Source organism: Flavobacterium aestivum (genome assembly GCF_026870175.2).
Lineage (GTDB): Bacteria > Bacteroidota > Bacteroidia > Flavobacteriales > Flavobacteriaceae > Flavobacterium > Flavobacterium aestivum.
The window spans coordinates 1,229,728-1,250,603 of record NZ_CP113977.2; the positions used below are offsets into that span (position 1 = coordinate 1,229,728).

Consider the following 20,876-nt stretch of genomic DNA (forward strand, 5'->3'; position numbering starts at 1 on the left):
AGAAAGAAAGTTGTAAATTACTTAAATGCCCAGATCAATATTAAAAGTCAATTTGATAGCTAAATTATCTTCAAATTTGCTCAAATGATTTGGGCCATAACGGTAATAACCTCCAAGACCAAATCCGTTGTAGATTTTATTGAGTTCTATTCCAGATTCAAAGAAACCCTTGTTTAGTGTTTTATGTTCTATTCCAAAATGATTTTCAGGGTTTTTCATATTACCCCAAGCCATTCGGGTTATAAAATCTATAGAAGGTTTTATTTTTTTGACAAGGAAGATTCTATTAAATCCATGTTTGAATTGAAAAGACATGAATTCTGTAGAGAAAAATTCATTGAAATACATGGTTTCAAAACTGTTTTTACCCGCGAAAGTGATACGCTGTATGACGGTTTCTTTGTTAAGGTTATTGGGCGATGTACTGTAGAGTTGCGGAAGGGGAAGATCTCCAAAGGCTCTTCCGGCTTCAAATAATAAGAAGGTTCTTTGACCATTTAAGTACTTTACCTGATACTCAGCTTTAAAATCTACTTTGGTAAAGTTAAAGTCATTCTTCAAAACATTGGGAATGGATTGTGTAAGCTGAAAAGTGAATTTAGGAAACCTTTTATCGGTTTCTATTCTTCCTGTAGGCGTTTGCATATAATCGCTATAGGGATTCCATTTTAACGAAATCGCAGCTGTTGTCATGGTATAGTTTTGGTATGTGTTGCCATTGAGGATGTAGATGTAATTGAATTTTGGCTCTACATATGTATTGGAAAATACAAGGGCACTTTCTATTTTGGGTAGAATTTTAGACTCAACAGCTATTTTCCAATTTTCATATCTGTAAAAAGTGCTAAAGTTAATGGTACGTGGATCGTAAATCTTGAAGCCCTTTTTTTCGACAGCATAATCTGTAATTGCAATTTGCTTCACATCATCAGTGTAGCTAGCACCAATCCAAGTATTAGAAAATTTATCTACCCGAGCGCCCACTCCTAAATTGTACTTAAAAGCTTCATCTCTTAGTCCATAAGCTGAATAGCCTTCTAATTTATATTTTCTGGAAAATTTGTCATTTGTGACACCTCCAATTCCCAATCGGAGGCCTTCGTAGTTATTGTAGCTTATTATTTTGCGCAAATCAAGGTCCCAAATTTTGAGAGGAAGGTATCCGCTGAGGATTTTGCGGCCAAGATTCAATCGTTTTTCTATCCTTTTTTGTATAGAAATACTGTCCAGTAAAATGTATGTTTTCTGACTGCGAATGTCTAAGCTGTCTTTTCTGTATTTGACCCAAAAACTTTCGGGTTTATTAATGGCGTCATCTTTGATTTCGATCTTAACAACTGGCTTTTTGATGTTTATAGGGGTGTTGTATCGAAAGTCAAAGTTATTGGTCTGTGACAGCAAATAAATATAATCCGACTCTGTTCTTTTTCTGGGTTTTAGATCTTCTGCAATATCCCCATCAAATTGAATCGTACCTCCTAGTATTTTTATATCATCATCATTAACCCCTTTTACGATTTTGAATTTCTTTTGGCTAGGAAGCCATAATTTTTCCTTTGGAATATATCGAAATTCATGAATTCCGGTAATGTCAAGTAATCCTTTGATGCGCATAATGGCTTTTGCGATGGCATAATTATTCTTGTCGATATAAAGAATACCTTCAAGACCAGCTGCTTTTTTCTTTTCTTTGTTTTTAAAGTAAACCATATAGGTACTTCTCCCGTTTATGGCTACAGTATCTAACAGTTTATAGTTGTACTCTTCTAAACCATTTTTGGCAATAGGGCTATTGTATTTGGTTTCGAAAAGTTCATATTTTGAGTCGTATATGGAGAAGGACTGCAAATTAAAGGCAAGTACTTCGTATATAGGTTGTTTGAAACCCGCCATTCTGGTCCCCAAAATGGTTTCTTTTACTTTATTGTCGCTGTATTGGTATTGGGATACTTTTTCAGTTTGAAATAAATGCTGTTTCTTTATAAGCTGTTTGAATTTATAATCGGTAGAATCTAGTTTTTTGAGTTTTTTTTCAAACGGACTAGTGGTAAAAACTGAGTCAATGCTTCCGTTTATGGAGTCTGGATTTGCGGTAACAATCAGTTTGTTGTAAGATTTAAATTCAAAACTACTGAGTCGTTCTAAGGGATTGTTTTTCTTTTTGTATGTAATAGTTTTTTTGATGATTCCAATAGCTGGGTTTTCATTAGAAACGATTACTTCGTGAAGTTCATCTGTTTTCTGAACCAGAAAAACACTGTAGAATGATTTGTCATTTTGAATAGTGATTTCACTTTTTAAATAACCTACATAAGAGATTTTGAGAGTAGTTATTTCTTTTTGTGAAGTAATCCCAAATTTTCCATCTACATCAGATACGGTGTTTGTTCCATCGTTGGCAGTTATAGTTGCGAAAGGGAGTGTTTTTTTTGTTGAAGCATCTTTCACAATTCCATTTACTTGAAATTGCGCTTGAAGCGAAAGCGTAAAAAGGAAGAACAGTAAAAAAAAGTGCTTCATAAAAACGATTTAATCCAAAACATGTTCAAGTACATTTTGTCTTGACAAAAATAAGAATAAAAAAATCTGTCTCATTCCAAAAAACGAGACAGATTTAATTTATTGTAAAATAAAAGTTTAAACTTTCATGATTTCGGCTTCTTTTATAGCCAGAATCTCATCAATTTTTTTGATAAAAGAATTAGTCAAGTTTTGTACATCTTCTTCAGCACCTTTACAAATATCTTCTGAAGTTCCTTCTTTTTCTAATTTTTTGATGTCAGTATTGGCTTCTTTTCTAGCGTTTCTAATACTAATTTTAGCATCTTCAGCTTCAGCTTTGGCTTGTTTAGCTAGTTCACGTCTTCTGTCTTCAGTAAGAGGTGGAACACTGATTATAATCATGTCACCATTATTCATAGGATTGAATCCAAGATTGGCAATCATAATTGCTTTCTCGATAGCATGCAGCATGTTTTTTTCAAAAGGTTGAAGCGTAATCGTTCTTGCGTCTGGTACACTAATTTTTGAAACTTGAGAAAGAGGAGATGCAGATCCGTAATAATCTACAAAAACACCACCCAGCATAGCAGGAGATGCTTTTCCGGCACGGATATTTAAAAATGCTTTGTCTAAATGTTCAATAGAACCTGCCATAGATTCTTTGGTACTATCTAATATAAATTCAATTTCTTCTGTCATAATTTAGATTTTTAGATTTTTAGATCTTTGGATTTTTCTATTCTTATTTAATAATCCAATAATCTAAGAAGTCTATTATATGTTTACTACGGTTCCTATATTTTGTCCTTCACAAATTTTCAATAGATTTCCTATTTTGTTCATGTCAAAAACTACTATTGGTAATTTGTTTTCTTGGCTTAAAGTAAAGGCTGTAGTGTCCATTACATTTAATCCTTTTTTTATTACATCATCAAAAGAGATATAATCAAATTTTACAGCCGAAGCATTTTTTTCAGGATCAGAATCATAAACACCATCTACACGAGTTCCTTTTAGAATCACATCGGCATTAATTTCGATACCACGTAAAACAGCAGCTGTATCTGTTGTGAAATATGGGTTTCCTGTTCCTGCTCCAAAAATCACGATTCTTCCTTTTTCAAGATGACGATCAGCTCTTCTCTTGATGTAAGGTTCGGCTATTGATTCCATCTTTAAGGCAGTTTGCAAACGGGTTTTCATTCCTTTGTCTTCAAGAGCTCCTTGTAATGCCATTCCGTTAATTACAGTAGCAAGCATTCCCATATAGTCACCTTGTACTCTGTCCATTCCAGAACTGGCTCCTGCAACACCTCTAAAAATGTTTCCTCCACCAATTACAATAGCGATTTCTACTCCTTTTCCGTGAATTTGCTTAATTTCATCGGCATATTCAGCCAATCGTTTAGGATCAATCCCGTATTGTAAATCACCCATTAAAGCTTCACCACTTAATTTCAGAAGGATTCTTTTGTATTTCATTAGTCCGTTTTTATTTTTAAGGTCTCCCTACAATTATCGAAAGTAAATTGCATTACCGTTTGAGTCAGTATTGCATAATTTGTGCAAATATAGACATATTCTGTTTTTTTTGAAATAGAGTTACTTAAATATTCAAATTAAGTTTTTTGATGACTATTTCCTATTCTCATTTAGATGCTACGGCTCTAAGTGGCTAAGAATCTAAGTTTTTTATTTTTTTATTTTCGGGATAATAATTTGTCTTTATCTGATTAGTTTTTTGAAGCTTAGTATCTCAGTAATTTAGTGTCTAGCGATGAATTGAGTTTTTTATATGATTTTTTGGCTGAATCGTATCCGATAGTAAAAATAGCTTCCATTTTAGCTTTATTAGTTTCGAATGTACTATAAAGCGATAAAGCTTCGGGTTTGATTAACCAGTCGCAATGATCAAATTTATGTATGCTGGAGTTGGCCGAAAATAGATCAAAAGCTCTAGCTGTTACAGATTTTATTGAATTTAAATCTTTGGCTTCTATTTTTTGCATTGGACTAACGTAAACTCCAATTAAGGTATCGCATTTTTCTCTTAGGATTTCGGTAGGGAAATGATTGAGTATGCCACCATCGCTGTATAATTTACCATTAATTTGATAGGGAGACATTACTCCAGGGAATGATGATGATGCTAAAATAGCATCTATTGTTTTTGTTTCGGGACTAAATATTTTTGATTTTCCTTTAATCATATCGGTTGCAGTAACATGAATGGGGATTTTGAGTTCGGACAAAGTAGTATCTTTGAAAATCTCATAAAAATATTCTTTGAAGGAGTCGGAATCAATCAGTCCGGCTTTTGTGAAGGTGAAATGTTTCCAATGAAAAAAGTAAATGGATTTAAAGAATTCCAAAATAGCCAATGGTGATTTTCCAATTCCGTATAAAGCAGCAACAATTGATCCAGCACTAGATCCCGCAATTTGAACAGGTATAATGTCTTTTTCTTCCAGAAATTGTAAAACACCGGCATGCGCGATACCCTTTGATCCACCTCCTGATAATATTAAACCGATTGATTTTGATTTGTTATCCATTTTATAAATTTATGCATTTAGTTTGTCTTAAAGTGATTTTTATCACATTTTAAATATAACCATATGCCTAAATTTGCCCCAAACAAATTATAGTTGTGAAATCGCCATGATTCTAAAGTATAAATAGGTATTAAGAATGGCGATATCATATACCATTAAAAAACAAATATCTACATATGAAAAATTCAGTAGCCAAAGCATTATTTAATAGTTATACATACTTAGAATATAGAAAAATTGTATCTGATTTGTTGTCTGAAGGAAAGTCAACAGGGAATGAACAATCCGAAGATTTATTGCATTACAGTACCTTGAACGAAAGCCGTTTGAAGCGTTTGGATAAAACCATAACCGTTCCTGAGGAGATTAGTACAAAATTAAAAGCTTTAGAAAACAGATATATTTGGTTGGTTATTGCTGAAGGTTGGTGTGGAGATGCTGCGCAGATACTCCCAATATTGAATAAAATGGCTTTAGAATCGGATCAAATAGATTTGAAAATTGTTTTCCGTGATTCGAATGATGATTTAATGAATCATTTTTTGACCAATGGGGCAAGATCAATTCCTAAACTTATCATTATAGATAAAGAATCCGGAAAGGTTTGTAATCATTGGGGGCCAAGACCAAAAGGAGCTTCGGATTTAATTAAAAACTATAAAGAGCAATTTGGTATTGTAGATGAAGAAGCTAAAACACAATTACAAATGTGGTATTTGCATGATAAAGGCTTGTCTACGCAAAATGAGATTGCAGAAATTATGGTTTCTATAAATGAGTACGCTTGTTTGTAATCACTTCTCAAACAACTGAGATTGGTTTTATAGATTAGTAAAGGTTTACAATTAGGATGAAATGCAGTATTTGTAATACTTGTTTCGGAAATATTCTTTTGGAGTTACTCTTCTTTTGGAGTCAAAGTATTCACAAAATCATTCACATCGATGGCGTCTGCAACGTTATAATCGCCAATTTTGGTGCGTCGCAAAACGGTTAAGTGTGATCCTGAATTCATGGCTTTTCCAAAATCGTAAGCAAGAGAACGAATGTAAGTGCCTTTGCTGCAAACTACTCTAAAGTCTATTTCGGGAAGTGCAATTCTGGTGATTTCGAATTCATGAATAGTGGTTTTGCGAGAAGCAATTTCGACTGTTTCTCCAGCACGTGCGTGTTCGTATAAGCGCACACCATCTTTTTTTATAGCCGAAAAAATAGGCGGTTTTTGGTCAATTTCACCCAAAAACTGTTTTACGGTTTCATGAATGAGAGATTCATTGATATGGTCTGTTGGGAAAGTTTGGTCAATTTCGGTTTCTAAATCATAAGATGGAGTAGTGGCTCCAATATAGATAGTTCCGGTATATTCTTTGGCTTGACCTTGTAATTCGGAAATCTTTTTGGTGAACTTTCCTGTGCAAATCAATAATAATCCAGAGGCTAATGGGTCTAAAGTACCAGCATGTCCAATTTTGAATTTTTTAGGCAATCCCGCTTTATTGATAAGCGCATATTTGATTTTATTTACCGCTTGGAAAGAAGTAAAATGCAACGGTTTGTCAATTAAGAGAATTTGGCCGTTTAAGAAATCTTCGACAGTTATCAATGGGTTGTTATTTTATGTATGTAAAGTAAATTAAAAGAAGAACACCAACTATTATACGATACCATCCCCATGGTTTGAAACCGTATTGCTTGATAATGCCAATGAAGAACTTGATGGCTAAAATAGCTACGATAAATGCAATAACATTTCCCATCAAGAATAGTTTTATATTATCTGGTGATTGAAGTAAAAGTTCATATCCTTTTAGCTGAGATACTTCATAAGTCTTCAATAGAATAGAATAAGTAGTTACTGCCAGCATCGTAGGTACAGCAAGGAAAAAAGAAAATTCTGCTGCAGCTTGACGCGTTAACCCTTGTTGCATACCTCCAATAATAGAAGCTGCTGAACGGCTCGTTCCTGGCATCATAGCCAAACATTGCCAAAAACCAATGGTAACTGCTTTTTTAATGGTGATGTCTTCTTCTTCTACAATAGTTGGGTTGTGAAATCTACCGTCTATAAAAAGGAGTATGATTCCGCCTAGGATGAGCACAATTGCAATAGGCACTGGATCACCAAGCACGGCTTCTATTTTGTCGTCAAATAATTTTCCTAATACCAAAGCCGGGACTACTGCACAAGCCAGTTTGATGTAGAAATTTAGTTTTGAGAAATCAAAAAATTTCTTCCAGTATAATGCGACTACTGCCAAAATTGCTCCAAACTGAATTGATACTTGGAATAATTTTACGAAATCGTCATTTTGGATATTGAAATAAGAACTTACAAATATCATATGTCCAGTTGAGGAAATAGGAAGATATTCAGTTAAACCTTCAACAATGGCAAGGAGGATAGCTTGTAATGTATTCATTTTAAATTTTAGGTTTAGAGTGTAGATTTTAGGTTGTTTTGATATAGCAATCTAAGTGATCTAAAACGTCTATTGGTCTTTTTTAGGATTTTTAAGAATGGCGAAAATGGTGATGCCAAAACCAATTAAAACAGTTGTTGGAGCCAAACGGATTCTTCTGAAATCAAAAACTGACTCGTTGAATACATTAGGATCATCACTTCCTCCACCAGACATTAGGATGAATCCTAATGCGATTACTCCAATCCCAATCAATAAGATTTTATAGTTTATTTTTTCGAAAAGAAAATCTTGTTTGTGTTCTTCGTTTTTCATTTTTATTTATTTTTTTAATCTTAAAATGCTTTGCCGGTTCGTTTTTAGGCTCGGGGCAAAAAATTAAATTCTAAAATTTGCAATCTAAAATTAATAAAGGTCGTCTGTTCTTAAATTCAGGAAGCGTTGTGTCGCAAAATAAGTGCTTAACCAAGTAATTAGAACACCAAGTCCAAAAACAGCAATTAATACTAATGCTATCAGTAATTTCTCTTCTAAGATTCCAAGCTCAGGGAAACTGTTTTCTAAATAAATCAAAACGCCAAGTAAGGCAAGGATAGCAAGACCTGCTCCAATCATGCCTAGTTTTATGCTACGCATTACAAAAGGTTTTCTTATAAATGCTTTGGTAGCTCCTACCATTTGCATCGTTTTGATGATAAATCTATTAGAATGTATAGAAAGTCTCAGTGAGCTATTGATTAATAATACAGCTATAATTGTTAAGAATGCACTAATGATTAAAATCCACATACTTACTTTCTTGATGTTGTCATTAACCAGATTTACTAATTGTTTATCGTAAACAATGTCTGAAACCATTGGGTTTTTTCGTAATCGTGATTCTATTTTTGCGATACTGTCTCTAACAACATAATCAGCTTTTAAGTGTATATCGTATGAATTTTGTAGCGGGTTTTCGCCTAGAAAGGTTACAAAATCTTCGCCTATAATGTCAGAGTGTTCTTTTGCAGCCTGCTCTTTGGAAACATAAACGAAATTTTTAGAAAACTTGGTCGTTTTTAATTCCTGCCCAAAAGCTTTAAGAATAGTGTCATTGGCTTCTTTCTTGAAAAAAACAGTCATAGCTATTTTTTCTCTGAAGTCATCGGCCAGTTTTTTAGAATTGATTATAAACAATCCTAATATGCCTAGTAAAAACAATACTAAGAATACACTTAGTACTACTGAAAAATAAGAGGAAATTAACCTGCGCTTTTGAAACTTTTCAAAGGATGAAATCATAGTATATCTAAATTATGGGGTAAAAATAATAAACATATTCTTTAATTTGAAGTTAATAACACTCAAAGTTTTAACTTTCGTACAATAAATGTAAATTTGCCGACTCATTATTCTTTTTAGCTCGTCTTTTTAGATTTGTTTTTTTGGTGATTATGAATTATTTACACTAAATGCCTTGGTTTCGAGAGAGCGTGAGGGATAGAAGCTAGCTACCAAAGTAGCGCGTATAGCCCGACCCCGTTGAGCAAAGGGGTGTGTAAACGGTGCTATAAGTATGCCCCTTTGCTCAACGGGGGCACGCCCAAATGTTTTTTTTAAGTTAAAAAGTAAGAATTAAATATATTTTCCTTTAGTTTTTTACTGAAGGTTTTACAAAATAATAAAAATTGAAATGATTAGAGTTTCGAAAGGGAAACTCCATTAAAATAAAAATAGAAAAAGGGAATGAAATACAATCCGAATGAAATTGAAGCCAAATGGCAAAAATACTGGGCTGAGCATAAAACTTTTGCAGCCAAAAATGATTCAGACAAACCTAAGCATTATGTATTGGATATGTTTCCTTACCCATCAGGGGCGGGATTGCACGTGGGGCATCCGCTAGGGTACATCGCATCTGATGTGTATTCTCGTTTCAAAAGACACCAAGGTTTTAATGTATTACATCCAATGGGGTATGACAGTTTTGGTCTGCCAGCGGAGCAATATGCGATTCAAACGGGACAACGTCCAGAGGATACAACTCGCGTAAATATTGACGGTGGTGTAGATAAAGAGGGAAAAGTGATTGCCGGTTACAGAAAGCAGTTGGATAAAATAGGATTTTCATTTGATTGGGATCGAGAAGTACGTACTTCTAATCCTGATTATTACAAGCATACACAATGGATTTTTATCCAATTATTCAATTCTTGGTACAATAAAAATAATGACAAAGCCGAAGATATTTCGACTTTGGTTGCTGTGTTCGAAAAAGAAGGAAATGCCAATGTAAATGCGGTTTGTGACGATGCGATTGATTTATTTTCGTCAAGCGAATGGAATGCATTTTCATTAGAAGAGCAACAAAAAATTCTTTTGCAATACCGATTAACATATTTAGCAGAAACCGAAGTAAACTGGTGTCCGGGATTAGGAACGGTTTTGGCGAATGATGAAATTGTAAATGGAGTATCTGAACGTGGTGGTTATCCTGTGATTCGTAAAAAAATGACTCAATGGAGCATGCGAATTTCAGCTTATGCAGAGCGTTTGTTACAAGGTTTGGATACGATTGACTGGAGCGAAAGTATCAAAGAAAGCCAAAGAAACTGGATCGGTAAAAGTGTTGGAGCAATGGTTTCTTTTAAAGTCGAAAGTCAAAAGTCAAAAGTCGAAAGTGAGCAACAATATATTGATGTGTTTACTACAAGACCCGATACAATTTTCGGAGTTACGTTTATGACTTTGGCACCGGAACATGAATTGGTTGCACAGATTACAACTCCTGAACAAAAAGCAGAAGTTGAAGCGTATATAGAAAAAACGTCAAAACGTTCTGAAAGAGAACGTATGGCTGATGTAAAAACGATTTCGGGTGTATTTACAGGAGCTTATGCCGAGCATCCTTTTACAAAAGAGCCTATTCCGGTTTGGATTGGAGATTATGTTTTGGCAGGATACGGAACAGGTGCTGTAATGGCGGTTCCTTGTGGTGACGAAAGAGATTATGCTTTTGCTAATTTCTTTAAAGGTCAAAACGGAATGCAGGAAATCAAAAACATTTTTGCGAATGTTGATATTTCTGAGGCAGCTTATGGTTCGAAAGATAATGTAGAGATTGCTAATTCGGATTTCTTGAATGGTTTGAATTATAAAGAAGCAACTAAGAAAATAATCTCAGAATTAGAAAAAATTAGCCAAGGAAAAGGAAGAACTAATTACCGTTTGCGTGATGCGGTTTTTTCTCGTCAAAGATATTGGGGAGAACCATTCCCAGTATATTATGTGAATGGTTTACCGCAAATGATTGATGCGCAACATTTGCCAATTGTATTACCGGAAGTGGAGAAATATTTGCCAACTGAAGATGGTTTACCACCTTTAGGTAACGCAGCAGTTTGGGCTTGGGACAGTGAGAAGTTGTCGGTTGTTGGTTGTGAGTTGATAGATAATGTGACTGTTTTTCCTCTTGAATTGAACACTATGCCGGGTTGGGCAGGAAGTTCATGGTACTGGATGCGTTATATGGATGCTAAAAATGAAGGCGAATTTGCCAGCGAAGAAGCATTAAAATATTGGGAAAGCGTAGATTTATATATTGGCGGTAGCGAGCACGCAACCGGACATTTATTGTATTCTCGTTTTTGGAATAAATTTTTAAAAGACAAAGGTTTTGCTCCAACCGAAGAACCATTCAAAAAACTGATTAATCAGGGAATGATTTTGGGAACGAGTGCGTTTGTTTATAGAATTGAAGGAACAAATAGTTTTGTTTCTAAAAATAAAATAGGTGATCAAAAAGTACAGCCAATTCACGCAGATGTTTCAATGGTTAATTCTTCTGATGAATTAGATATAGAAAAATTCAAAGCTTGGAGAGAAGATTATGCAGATGCAGAATTTATTTTAGATGAAAACGGAAAATACATAGTAGGTCGTGAGGTTGAAAAAATGTCGAAATCGAAATACAATGTGGTAACTCCGGATGATATTTGTGCTGAATATGGAGCTGATACCTTGCGTTTATACGAAATGTTCTTAGGACCTTTGGAACAAGCAAAACCTTGGAACACGGCTGGAATTTCTGGAGTTTTTGGTTTCTTGAAAAAATTATGGAGATTGTATTTTGATGATAATGGTTCAATCGTAAACAACGACGAACCAACAAAAGACAATTTGAAGTCGTTGCATAAAACCATTAAAAAAGTAGCTGAGGATATCGAGAATTTTTCTTTCAACACTTCGGTTTCCCAGTTTATGATTTGTGTAAATGAATTGTCTTCTCAAAATTGCCATTCACGTGCCATTTTAGAGCCATTTGCAATTTTGGTTTCGCCTTATGCGCCTCACATCGCCGAAGAATTATGGTCATTATTAGGAAATACAGAATCTATTTCGACTGTCGCTTTCCCAGTTTTTGAAGAAAAGCATTTGGTAGAATCAGAGAAAGAATATCCGGTTTCTTTCAACGGGAAAATGCGTTTTACGATCAAATTGCCTTTGGATTTGACTAAAGACCAAATCGAGGAAATCGTAATGAAAGACGAAAGAACCATCAAACAATTAGACGGTAAAATGCCAAATAAGGTGATTATTGTTCCAGGGAAAATTATCAATTTGGTGGGGTAATAATAAATGGCACATTGTATAAAATCCAAATTCCAATTTTATGATTGGGATTTGGATTTTTTTTGTTTATTAGTAGAGATGCACTGCAGTGCATCTCTACTAATAAACAATGAATTAAAATTATTTTTCAATTTTTTGTAACATTTTAATAGTTGTCGTATCCAAAGGGCGGATCCAAATAATTATTAACTTAAAACTATTAAAAATGAAAAAGTACATCTTCTTGTTTATCGTTCTATTATTTTCAGCCTTATGTTTAAATGTTTTTGGGCAAACTAAATCATATCCTTTTGAAATTACCAAAACCGGAAAAGGAAAACAATCTATAATCTTCTTGCCTGGATTTGCTAGTTCAGGAGACGTTTGGAATGAAACAAAATCTAATTTTGAAAAAGAATTTACTTGTTATGTTTTTACAATGGCCGGTTTTGCTGGTGTTAAGCCACAACCTAATCCTTCGTTCGAAAATTGGAAAACAGAAATAGCTAACTATATAAAAGATAATAAAATCCAAAAACCAATTTTAATAGGTCATAGTATGGGTGGAGGACTTGCACTCGCAATTGCTGCGGATTATCCGGAACTAATAAGTAAAATTGTTGTTGTCGATGCGCTTCCGTGTATGGCAGCTTTTAAGGATCCTGCATTTAAATCTAAAGAAAATAACGACTGCTCGCCGGCTGTAAGTCAGATGACTGGATTGTCAGAAACGCAGTTTTATGATATGCAGAAAAAAATGATGCCAAGACTACTTGAAAACGCATCAAAACTTGATTTAGTGCTTGATTGGAGTGTTAAATCAGATCGAAAAACTTTCGGGGAAATGTATTGTGATTTTTTTAATGTCGATTTGAGAAATAGGATTTCTACTATAAAATGTCCTTCCTTAATTTTATTAGAATCTTATTTTATAAATTTAAAACCGTCAATTGAGCAGCAATATGTGAATTTAAAAAAGGCTGATTTTCAATACGCCAGTAAAGGATTGCATTTTATTATGTATGATGATAAAGACTGGTATGACGCACAGTTGAATAATTTTTTAAAATCTTAGAATGGAATTTGAACAGATCTATAAAACGTATTGGGAAAGAATATTTAGGCTTTGCATGGGTTTTGTCAATGATTATGACATTGCAAAGGATTTGGCTCAGGAAACATTTATTATTGTTTGGCAAAAGTTGGAAACCTTCAGGAATGAATCCAGTATAGGAACCTGGATATTTAGAATTGCTTCCAACAATTGTTTAAGGCAGATAGAAAAAGAGAAACGTTTCCCAAAATCTGAATTGCCTATTCATCTGAGCGAAGAAAAACAGCATTCGTTAGAACCCCAAATTCAGTTTTTGTATAAATGTATAGCCGAATTGCCCGAAACAGAACGTATTATCATTTCGCTGGAATTGGAAGAGGTAAAACAAGCCGAAATTGCCAAGATTCTAGGGCTGTCCGAAGCAAATGTTAGGGTGAAAATTCACAGAATAAAAGAAAAATTGACTCAAAAATTTAAAGAAAATGGACAACGATAATATTGACTTTAAAGATTTATGGAAAAGACAGGCTGTAAGCCAGCCCAATATAGATGATTTATTCTCTAAACTAAAAGATTTCAAGAGAGTTAATTTACGAAAATTAGTCTTGATAAATGTTTTGCTTGTTGCGACATGTGGATTTATTATTTTTATATGGTATCATTATCAGCCTGAGTTTATTTCAACTAAGATTGGAATTGTTATGGTTATTTTGGCAATAGTAATGAGTGTGGTCTATTCTAGCCGTCTATTGCGTACATATAAAGAAATTGATGAAACTCAAACGAATCAGGATTATTTGCAAAAATTGATTTTAATTAAAAAGAAAGAGGAATATATGCATTCTAAAGTATTGAGCTTATATTTTATAATGCTTGGGTTAGGGATTTGTTTGTATATGTATGAATGTGTACAGAGAATGACAGTTTTTTATGGTTTTCTTGCTTATGGTTTGACTTTGTTTTGGTTTGGATTAAATTGGTTTTATTTTCGTCCAAAACAAATTAAGAAGCAAATGGAGAAAGTAAATAGTTTGATTTCAAAATTTGAAGAAGTCAATAAACAACTGGATATTGAATAATTCAGATATAAGATAAAGAGGTTTGTGATTGTGCAAACCTCTTTTTTTATGTGTAAGCGGAATGACAAGATGGCATTTTGATAAGTTTGGTTTGTAATTTGATGTTTATTCAGAAACAGAATTTTAAAAAACAAAAATATGGGAATGAGTTATTTAATTCTTGCGGGCGGTATTATGTTGGCAAGTTGGTTAGTGAGTTCTACACTAAAGAGTAAATTTGAATTTTATTCGAAAATACATTTGCAAAATGGAATGTCTGGTGCTGAAATCGCTGAGAAAATGCTTGCTGATAACGGGATTCGAGATGTTCGTGTAATTTCGACTCCAGGTCAGTTAACGGATCATTATAATCCAGCAGATAAAACAGTCAATTTGAGTGAAGCAGTTTATAATCAGCGTAATGCTGCGGCTGCGGCAGTTGCGGCGCATGAATGTGGGCATGCAGTGCAGCATGCTGTAGGTTATCAATGGCTTACGATGCGCTCTCAATTGGTGCCAATTGTAAATGTAGCCTCGACTTATATGCAATGGATTTTGCTTGCTGGAATCTTGATGCTGCGTACTTTTCCGCAATTACTATTGGTGGGGATTGTAATATTTGCAGCGACAACTTTGTTTTCAATCATTACTTTACCAGTAGAGTATGATGCTAGTAATAGGGCTTTGGCTTGGTTAGAAAACAAAAATATGTTAACACAACAAGAGCAAGCAGGAGCTAGAGATTCTTTGAAATGGGCTGCTAGAACGTATGTGGTTGCAGCATTAGGGTCTATTGCGACGCTGTTGTATTATATTTCAATTTTTAATAATAGAAGATAAATCCAAGGATTTAAACAAAAATACAATCCGTCTCGTCTTTATTGGAAGAGACGGATTTTTTATGAAACTATTATTCAGGCATGTCTTGTTGTTGCCATTTTACTAAAACAGCAACTAAACTATCATTTAATGCAGGTTTTTTGTTTTTAGGAGGCATAAATTTTCGATCCTCTTGTGGCAATTTTACGCGTTCAATTATTGAAGCGATATTTTCCTTCACATGTGTGTAGTTTTCTAAAGGTTCTTTTTTTCCTTGTGGCGGTATATGGCAAGGTGTACAGCTATTTTCGATAATTGGTTTGATGTCCTTATTGTAGCTTAAATTTTTTTCAACCGAGGTATATTGTGCTCCTTTTTTTGTGGAGTTACAGTTTATTAGAACAATAGAGAAAGGTAGAATTAGAAGGGTTAGTTTGAGTTTTTTCATAGGTTGTTAATTTTAGTATTTGAAGTTGAAGTTGTCTATCAATTTGCTGGTCTAAAGATATGAAAGTCTCCGTTCAGGGAACACCTTCAATAGCTTGAATTTTAGAATTGTCTTGTTCTGAAATAGACAGTGATAGTATCTATTTTAAGCTTAGCTGATTAATTTGATACAAATACTTTAACCCAGTCTACATAAAGGACGCCTGTTTGAATCAATGAAGGTTTGAAATTGTCAAAAATATTTCCACCAACTGCAGTGTTTAGAACTATATGTTGAGGTTTATTGAAGAATTCAGGGATGAATTTGTTTTCAGGACGAATTGATAATTTGGTGTTGATGATTTTTCCATCAAATAAAAAAGTCAAACTGTTTTGTTCCCAAATAACTTCATATACATGATATTCTTCGGTTAAGTCTTTCTCAGAGGGAATAGTTGCAGCAGTAAGGTCATTGTTAGTAATTGGATAGCCTTCTTCAGTCCCGTAATAATAATTTATAATGTAGTTATGGTGATCTTGCCCTAAAGCTTCTAATATGTCTATCTCACCGTGTGTTGGCCACGGATTGCCATAGGACCAGAATGCAGGCCACATGCCATATCCTGCAGGGAGTTTTATTCGGGCACTAATTCGTACTTTCATTTTGGAAGTAGTTGGAGCAATTTCAAATTTTGATTCGATTCTTCCCGAAGTATATTCGAATTTTTTTGGTTGAGTGTTCTCAGGGTCAGTTGCCCCAGTAACAGTCTCTTTTTTAGCCTTGATTTCTAAGATGCCATTATTGATTCCTATGTTTGATGCTTGATAATGCTGTAATTCATCGTTGTAGGCGCCTCCAGTCCAGATGTCCCATTTATTTAAGTCAGTTGTGAAATTCTCTTCAAATACTTTTGTGTAACCTTGAGCAATTAATGCTGATTCATCAATGCTGTTGCTTGGTTCTGTTAAAACAGGTTGCTCATCGTTTTTATTATCGCAACTGGTTAAGCAAATAATAAGTGCCACAATTTTTAGTAGTTGGGTTGGTTTGATGAAATTCATTCAGCTGTTTAGGAATTGTAGGTTAGGGAGATTATTGAATTTAAGTATAATAACTGCAAATGGTTATTACATAGTGTAATTATTGATGTGTTTTTTTGTGGTGCAATGAATATAAAATGCTTTTATAACTGTATTTGCCTGTCAATTTGTTGGTCTAGCGAAATAAAGGTCTCAGTTCTGGAAACCCCTTCGATGGCTTGAATTTTAGAATTCAACAATTGCATCAAATGCTCGTTGTCGCGGCAAATAATTTTGATTAAAATAGACCAATTTCCTGTGGTGTAATGGCATTCCAGAACTTCAGGTATTTTTTTTAGGTCTTTTACAGCTTCGGGATTTCGGGCGGCTTTGTCAAGATAGATTCCAACAAAAGCCATAGTATTGTATCCTAAAACTTTGTGGCTTACTGTGAATTTTGAACCCGAAATAACGCCGGATTGTTCCAGTTTTCTAAGGCGTTGATGAATTGCCGCTCCCGAAATGCCTATTTTATTGGCAATTTGCAGAATGGGTTTTCGGGCATCTTCCATCAAGTAACGCAGGATTTCTTTATCGATACCATCTATTTCTACAACAAGGGAATTGATTTTCATGGTGACATATTTTAAACTAAATTTCTAATTTTAGTTTTAATTTGAAATCAAAAATACAAAATGGATTGTAAATACTATTGGCTAAGAATGCTTTTTAAGTTGTGGTAAGTTAAATTTAATGCATAAAAAAACCCATTCTATTAAAATGGGTTTAGTCTGTATATTTTGAGTAATTTTTTATTTCCCTTTATTTGCTTCAGTAATGTATTTCTCTAATGCCATTGTCATAGATGGAGTTTCTGGAGTTGGAGCAAGAATGTCTATTCTTAATCCGTGATCCAAAGCCTCTTTTTGAGTAGTACTTCCAAAAACAGCAATTCTCGTATTGTTTTGCTCGAAATCTGGAAAGTTTTTGTATAACGATTTTATTCCGGTTGGACTAAAGAAGGCCAAAACATCATAATAAACATCGGCTAAATCTGAAAGATCACTCATTACCGTTTTGTAAAAAGTAGCTGGAGTCCAATCTACTTTTAATGCGTTTAGAGTGACAGGCACATCGGCATTAAGTTGATCTGAAGCCGGTAACAAGAATTTTTCGTCTTTGTATTTTTTGATCAAAGGCGATAAATCGGCGAAATCTTTTGGACCAACGTATATTTTACGTTTTCGGTATACCACATATTTCTGTAGGTAAAACGCAATGGCTTCTGATTGACAAAAGTATTTCAATCCTTCAGGAACTTTGTATCGCATTTCATCAGCTACTCTAAAAAAATGATCCACAGCGTTTTTGCTTGTTAAAATAATTGCACTGTAGTTGTGAAGATCGATTTTTTGAAGTCTAATCTCTTTAGCGTTAACTCCTTCTACATGAATAAAAGGTCTGAAATCAATTTTTACTTTATGCTTTTGTTGAAGCTCAAAGTATGGAGAGTTTTCCACTTTAGGTTCTGGTTGTGATACCAAAATTGTTTTCACTTTCATATTTAATATTTTCTAAACACTACCTTTTGTAAACCAATAATACATAAAATAATAGGGTGCTATTTCAAGTGCGCAAAGATATAAAATAAAATAAAACAACTTGCCGAAAATTTCATTTCTATAGTTTTTTATTGAAACTAAATACAGTAACACATTCAATCCTAGAATTATATAAAAAACAAGCAGCGGAATATTTTTTAAAATTGAATCATAATAAAATAAAAGAATGTCAACTGGAAGCAGAAGTAATCCGATATATGTTCGATAGGTGACTTTTTGTAAATTAAACTGCTCGATAAGTTCTTCAATGTTAAAAGCAGTGGCGATAATTTTTTCTATCAAAAATTTAGATAGAATGAAATAGATTACAAAAGTGAATATTTGAATGAATTGAACCCAGTCGGTCTTTGAGGTAAATCCAAAATAGCTCAGTAATAATTGGATGAAAAAAGAAAACGAGATTATCTGAATAAAAAACAAGGATATAGAGAACATGTCCATCAGGTGGCTGCTGTCTCTGTATATACGGATGTATTTGTTGGAATAAATTAATTTAAAAAAATCTTCAAAGCGATTTTCATAAACCGATTTAGTTAATGCAATAATGCCAAAAGCCATAATAAAGACTAGTGTTGCCCAGTCTTTATTTTCAACTATTCTAGGATGAAGTATATGTTCAGTCATAATCGACACAAAATTACTAATTTTTATAACATTATTTATTATAATTTTTTAATTATCAAATGGCATAAAATGGTTACTTTTGCACCGAAATTACTCGAAACATGAACAATTGTATTGTTATAATTCCTACATATAACGAAATTGAAAACATCGAAAGCATTGTTAGGGCGGTGCTATCGCAGCACAAACCTTTTCATGTCTTAATCATTGATGATAATTCACCGGATCATACCGCAGACAAAGTGGTTATGCTTCAGGATGAATTTAAGGGGAGACTTTTTTTAGAAAAAAGAGAAAAGAAATCAGGACTTGGAACGGCTTATGTTCATGGTTTTAAATGGGCATTGGCAAATAACTATGATTTTGTTTTTGAAATGGATGCCGATTTTTCCCATAATCCAAATGATTTGGGAAAGCTATATGATGCTTGCCATCTTGGTGATGCTGATTTGGCTATCGGATCACGTTATGTAACAGGAGTTAATGTTGTCAATTGGCCTTTAAGTAGGGTTTTGATGTCCTATTTTGCATCAGTATACGTTCGATTTATAACCGGTATGAAAATACATGATGCTACTGCTGGTTTTGTTTGTTATAAAAAGAAGGTGTTAGAGGAAATTAATTTAGATAAAATTAAATTTGTGGGCTATGCTTTTCAGATTGAAATGAAATATAGAACATATTGTAAAAATTTTGCCATTTCTGAAGTGCCTATTATTTTTACAGATAGAACAAAAGGACAGTCTAAGATGAGTAATTCAATAATAATTGAAGCTGTGTTTGGAGTAATATCTTTACGTTTGAAAAAATTATTTAATAGTTTGTAAAAAAGGAATGCTATGAATAGATATTTAATTAAAAATGCTAAAATAGTAAATGAAGGAGTTATTTTTGAAGGGGATGTACTTATAGAAAACGATCTGATAGTTGAAATTTCAGAGAGTATTAGTGCAAAGTCTTCAGATTGTATGATTATTGATGCCGAAGGCAGTTATTTGATGCCTGGAGCAATAGATGATCAAGTACATTTTAGAGAACCGGGACTTACTCATAAGGGAGATATAGAATCAGAATCTCGTGCTGCAGTTGCAGGAGGGATCACTTCGTATATCGAGCAGCCTAATACGGTTCCTAATGCAGTTACTCAAGAAATCTTAGAAGAAAAATATCAAATTGCTTCTCAAAAGTCTTTTGCCAATTATTCTTTTATGATGGGGGCAACCAATGATAATCTAGAGGAAGTGTTAAAAACAAATCCGAAGAATGTCGCTGGAATAAAAATATTTTTGGGATCCTCTACAGGTAATATGTTGGTGGATAATGAGGCAGTTTTAGAAAAAATATTTTCATGTACTTCTATGCTTATAGCGGTTCATTGCGAAGATGAAACCACGATTAAGAATAATTTAGAAGAATACAAAGAAGAGTACGGAGAGGATATACCTGTAACGGCTCATCATCTTATCCGTAGTGAGGAAGCTTGTTATATTTCTTCATCTAAGGCAGTTGCTTTGGCAAAAAAGACTGGTGCAAGACTGCATATTTTTCATTTGTCAACGGCAAAAGAGATGGAGTTGTTTACCAATAAAATTCCACTAGAGGAGAAAAAAATTACTGCCGAAGTTTGTGTGCATCATTTGTGGTTTACAAACGAAGATTATAAAACCAAAGGGAATTTCATAAAATGGAACCCAGCAGTAAAAACGGATAATGACCGAAAAGTTTTATGGGAAGCTCTTAATGACGGTCGCATTGATGTAGTTGCTACCGATCACGCACCGCATACATTAGAAGAGAAAAAACAAACTTATCTTAAAGCGCCTTCTGGAGGACCTTTAGTACAACATGCGGTTGTTGCAATGTTTGAAGCACATCATCAAGGAAAGATAAGTGTAGAGAAAATTGTGGAAAAGATGTGTCACAATCCTGCTAAAATCTTCAAAATTGAGAAAAGAGGTTTTATTAAAGAAGGATATTATGCGGATTTGGTAATTATCAATCCAGGATTGCCTTGGAGTGTTAAGAAAGAAAACATACTATCAAAATGCGGATGGTCACCTTTTGAAGGGTATACTTTTAAATCTAGAATTACACACACCTTTGTAAATGGACAATTGGTTTATTCTGGCTTTAAAGTAAAAGACATTCGTGCCGGTAAAAGAATGTTGTTTGATAGATAACGAAAC

General features: G+C 33.8%; 21 protein-coding genes. 8 read left to right on the forward strand and 13 right to left on the reverse strand.

Going from position 1 to position 20,876, the window contains the following annotated elements; all coding sequences use genetic code 11:
- Positions 1–21: 21 nt before the first annotated feature.
- From OZP08_RS05345 to OZP08_RS05360, 4 genes are all read right to left on the reverse strand, one after another.
- Positions 22–2,520, reverse strand: a complete 2,499-nt coding sequence (locus OZP08_RS05345) for a DUF5686 family protein (protein ID WP_281323163.1) — start codon at positions 2,518–2,520, stop codon at positions 22–24.
- 117 nt (positions 2,521–2,637) lie between these two features.
- Entirely contained in the window at positions 2,638–3,201 is a 564-nt protein-coding gene (gene frr, locus OZP08_RS05350) for a ribosome recycling factor (protein ID WP_268848644.1), read from the reverse strand.
- Positions 3,202–3,276: 75 nt separating this feature from the next.
- A complete protein-coding gene (gene pyrH / locus OZP08_RS05355; RefSeq protein WP_268848645.1) occupies positions 3,277–3,984 on the reverse strand; it encodes a UMP kinase in 708 nt (235 codons plus the stop codon).
- Positions 3,985–4,250: 266 nt separating this feature from the next.
- Positions 4,251–5,057 (reverse strand): patatin-like phospholipase family protein, encoded by an 807-nt coding sequence (locus OZP08_RS05360; protein WP_268848646.1) that lies wholly within the window; start codon positions 5,055–5,057, stop codon positions 4,251–4,253.
- Between the two features lie 176 nt (positions 5,058–5,233).
- On the opposite strand from OZP08_RS05360, the gene OZP08_RS05365 reads away from it, so the two are divergent.
- Positions 5,234–5,851, forward strand: coding sequence for a thioredoxin family protein (locus OZP08_RS05365; RefSeq protein WP_268848647.1), 618 nt, complete (start codon positions 5,234–5,236; stop codon positions 5,849–5,851).
- 104 nt (positions 5,852–5,955) lie between these two features.
- Here OZP08_RS05365 and truB read toward each other — a convergent pair whose 3' ends face one another.
- From truB to OZP08_RS05385, 4 genes are all read right to left on the reverse strand, one after another.
- Positions 5,956–6,657, reverse strand: coding sequence for a tRNA pseudouridine(55) synthase TruB (gene truB / locus OZP08_RS05370; protein ID WP_281323597.1), 702 nt, complete (start codon positions 6,655–6,657; stop codon positions 5,956–5,958).
- 10 nt (positions 6,658–6,667) lie between these two features.
- Entirely contained in the window at positions 6,668–7,477 is an 810-nt protein-coding gene (locus tag OZP08_RS05375) for an undecaprenyl-diphosphate phosphatase (protein WP_281323164.1), read from the reverse strand.
- 69 nt (positions 7,478–7,546) lie between these two features.
- Entirely contained in the window at positions 7,547–7,792 is a 246-nt protein-coding gene (locus OZP08_RS05380; protein ID WP_268848648.1) for a DUF3098 domain-containing protein, read from the reverse strand.
- Between the two features lie 90 nt (positions 7,793–7,882).
- A complete protein-coding gene (locus tag OZP08_RS05385) occupies positions 7,883–8,758 on the reverse strand; it encodes a cell division protein FtsX (protein WP_281323165.1) in 876 nt (291 codons plus the stop codon).
- A 444-nt stretch (positions 8,759–9,202) separates the two neighbouring features.
- On the opposite strand from OZP08_RS05385, the gene leuS reads away from it, so the two are divergent.
- The 5 genes from leuS to OZP08_RS05410 all read left to right on the forward strand — a co-directional run bounded on the left by leuS (position 9,203) and on the right by OZP08_RS05410 (position 15,019).
- The gene (gene leuS, locus OZP08_RS05390; protein ID WP_281323166.1) at positions 9,203–12,088 is read left to right on the forward strand and encodes a leucine--tRNA ligase; all 2,886 of its coding nucleotides are present in this window, start codon (positions 9,203–9,205) and stop codon (positions 12,086–12,088) included.
- A gap of 205 nt (positions 12,089–12,293) precedes the next feature.
- Entirely contained in the window at positions 12,294–13,142 is an 849-nt protein-coding gene (locus OZP08_RS05395; protein ID WP_268848650.1) for an alpha/beta fold hydrolase, read from the forward strand.
- Between the two features lies 1 nt (position 13,143).
- Positions 13,144–13,617, forward strand: a complete 474-nt coding sequence (locus OZP08_RS05400; RefSeq protein WP_281323167.1) for an RNA polymerase sigma factor — start codon at positions 13,144–13,146, stop codon at positions 13,615–13,617.
- Positions 13,604–14,200 (forward strand): hypothetical protein, encoded by a 597-nt coding sequence (locus OZP08_RS05405; protein ID WP_268848652.1) that lies wholly within the window; start codon positions 13,604–13,606, stop codon positions 14,198–14,200. The genes OZP08_RS05400 and OZP08_RS05405 overlap by 14 nt, the downstream gene beginning before the upstream one ends.
- Before the next feature lie 138 nt (positions 14,201–14,338).
- A complete protein-coding gene (locus tag OZP08_RS05410) occupies positions 14,339–15,019 on the forward strand; it encodes a zinc metallopeptidase (RefSeq protein WP_268848653.1) in 681 nt (226 codons plus the stop codon).
- Between the two features lie 70 nt (positions 15,020–15,089).
- Here OZP08_RS05410 and OZP08_RS05415 read toward each other — a convergent pair whose 3' ends face one another.
- The 5 genes from OZP08_RS05415 to OZP08_RS05435 all read right to left on the reverse strand — a co-directional run bounded on the left by OZP08_RS05415 (position 15,090) and on the right by OZP08_RS05435 (position 18,690).
- The gene (locus tag OZP08_RS05415; RefSeq protein ID WP_268848654.1) at positions 15,090–15,446 is read right to left on the reverse strand and encodes a hypothetical protein; all 357 of its coding nucleotides are present in this window, start codon (positions 15,444–15,446) and stop codon (positions 15,090–15,092) included.
- 158 nt (positions 15,447–15,604) lie between these two features.
- Complete coding sequence (locus OZP08_RS05420) at positions 15,605–16,486, reverse strand: glycoside hydrolase family 16 protein (protein ID WP_281323168.1); 882 nt, start codon at positions 16,484–16,486, stop codon at positions 15,605–15,607.
- A 122-nt stretch (positions 16,487–16,608) separates the two neighbouring features.
- Positions 16,609–17,079 carry an Lrp/AsnC family transcriptional regulator gene (locus OZP08_RS05425; RefSeq protein WP_268848656.1) on the reverse strand — a complete coding sequence of 157 codons (471 nt, stop codon included), beginning with the start codon at positions 17,077–17,079 and terminating at the stop codon, positions 16,609–16,611.
- Between the two features lie 177 nt (positions 17,080–17,256).
- Positions 17,257–18,006, reverse strand: a complete 750-nt coding sequence (locus OZP08_RS05430; protein WP_268848657.1) for a uroporphyrinogen-III synthase — start codon at positions 18,004–18,006, stop codon at positions 17,257–17,259.
- 12 nt (positions 18,007–18,018) lie between these two features.
- Positions 18,019–18,690 carry a DUF4271 domain-containing protein gene (locus OZP08_RS05435; RefSeq protein ID WP_281323169.1) on the reverse strand — a complete coding sequence of 224 codons (672 nt, stop codon included), beginning with the start codon at positions 18,688–18,690 and terminating at the stop codon, positions 18,019–18,021.
- A 101-nt stretch (positions 18,691–18,791) separates the two neighbouring features.
- Between OZP08_RS05435 and OZP08_RS05440 the strand changes: the two genes are divergently transcribed.
- Together OZP08_RS05440 and OZP08_RS05445 are read left to right on the forward strand one after the other, a co-directional pair.
- Positions 18,792–19,517, forward strand: coding sequence for a polyprenol monophosphomannose synthase (locus OZP08_RS05440; RefSeq protein ID WP_281323170.1), 726 nt, complete (start codon positions 18,792–18,794; stop codon positions 19,515–19,517).
- Positions 19,518–19,529: 12 nt separating this feature from the next.
- Positions 19,530–20,870, forward strand: a complete 1,341-nt coding sequence (locus OZP08_RS05445) for a dihydroorotase (protein WP_268848659.1) — start codon at positions 19,530–19,532, stop codon at positions 20,868–20,870.
- Positions 20,871–20,876: the final 6 nt, after the last annotated feature.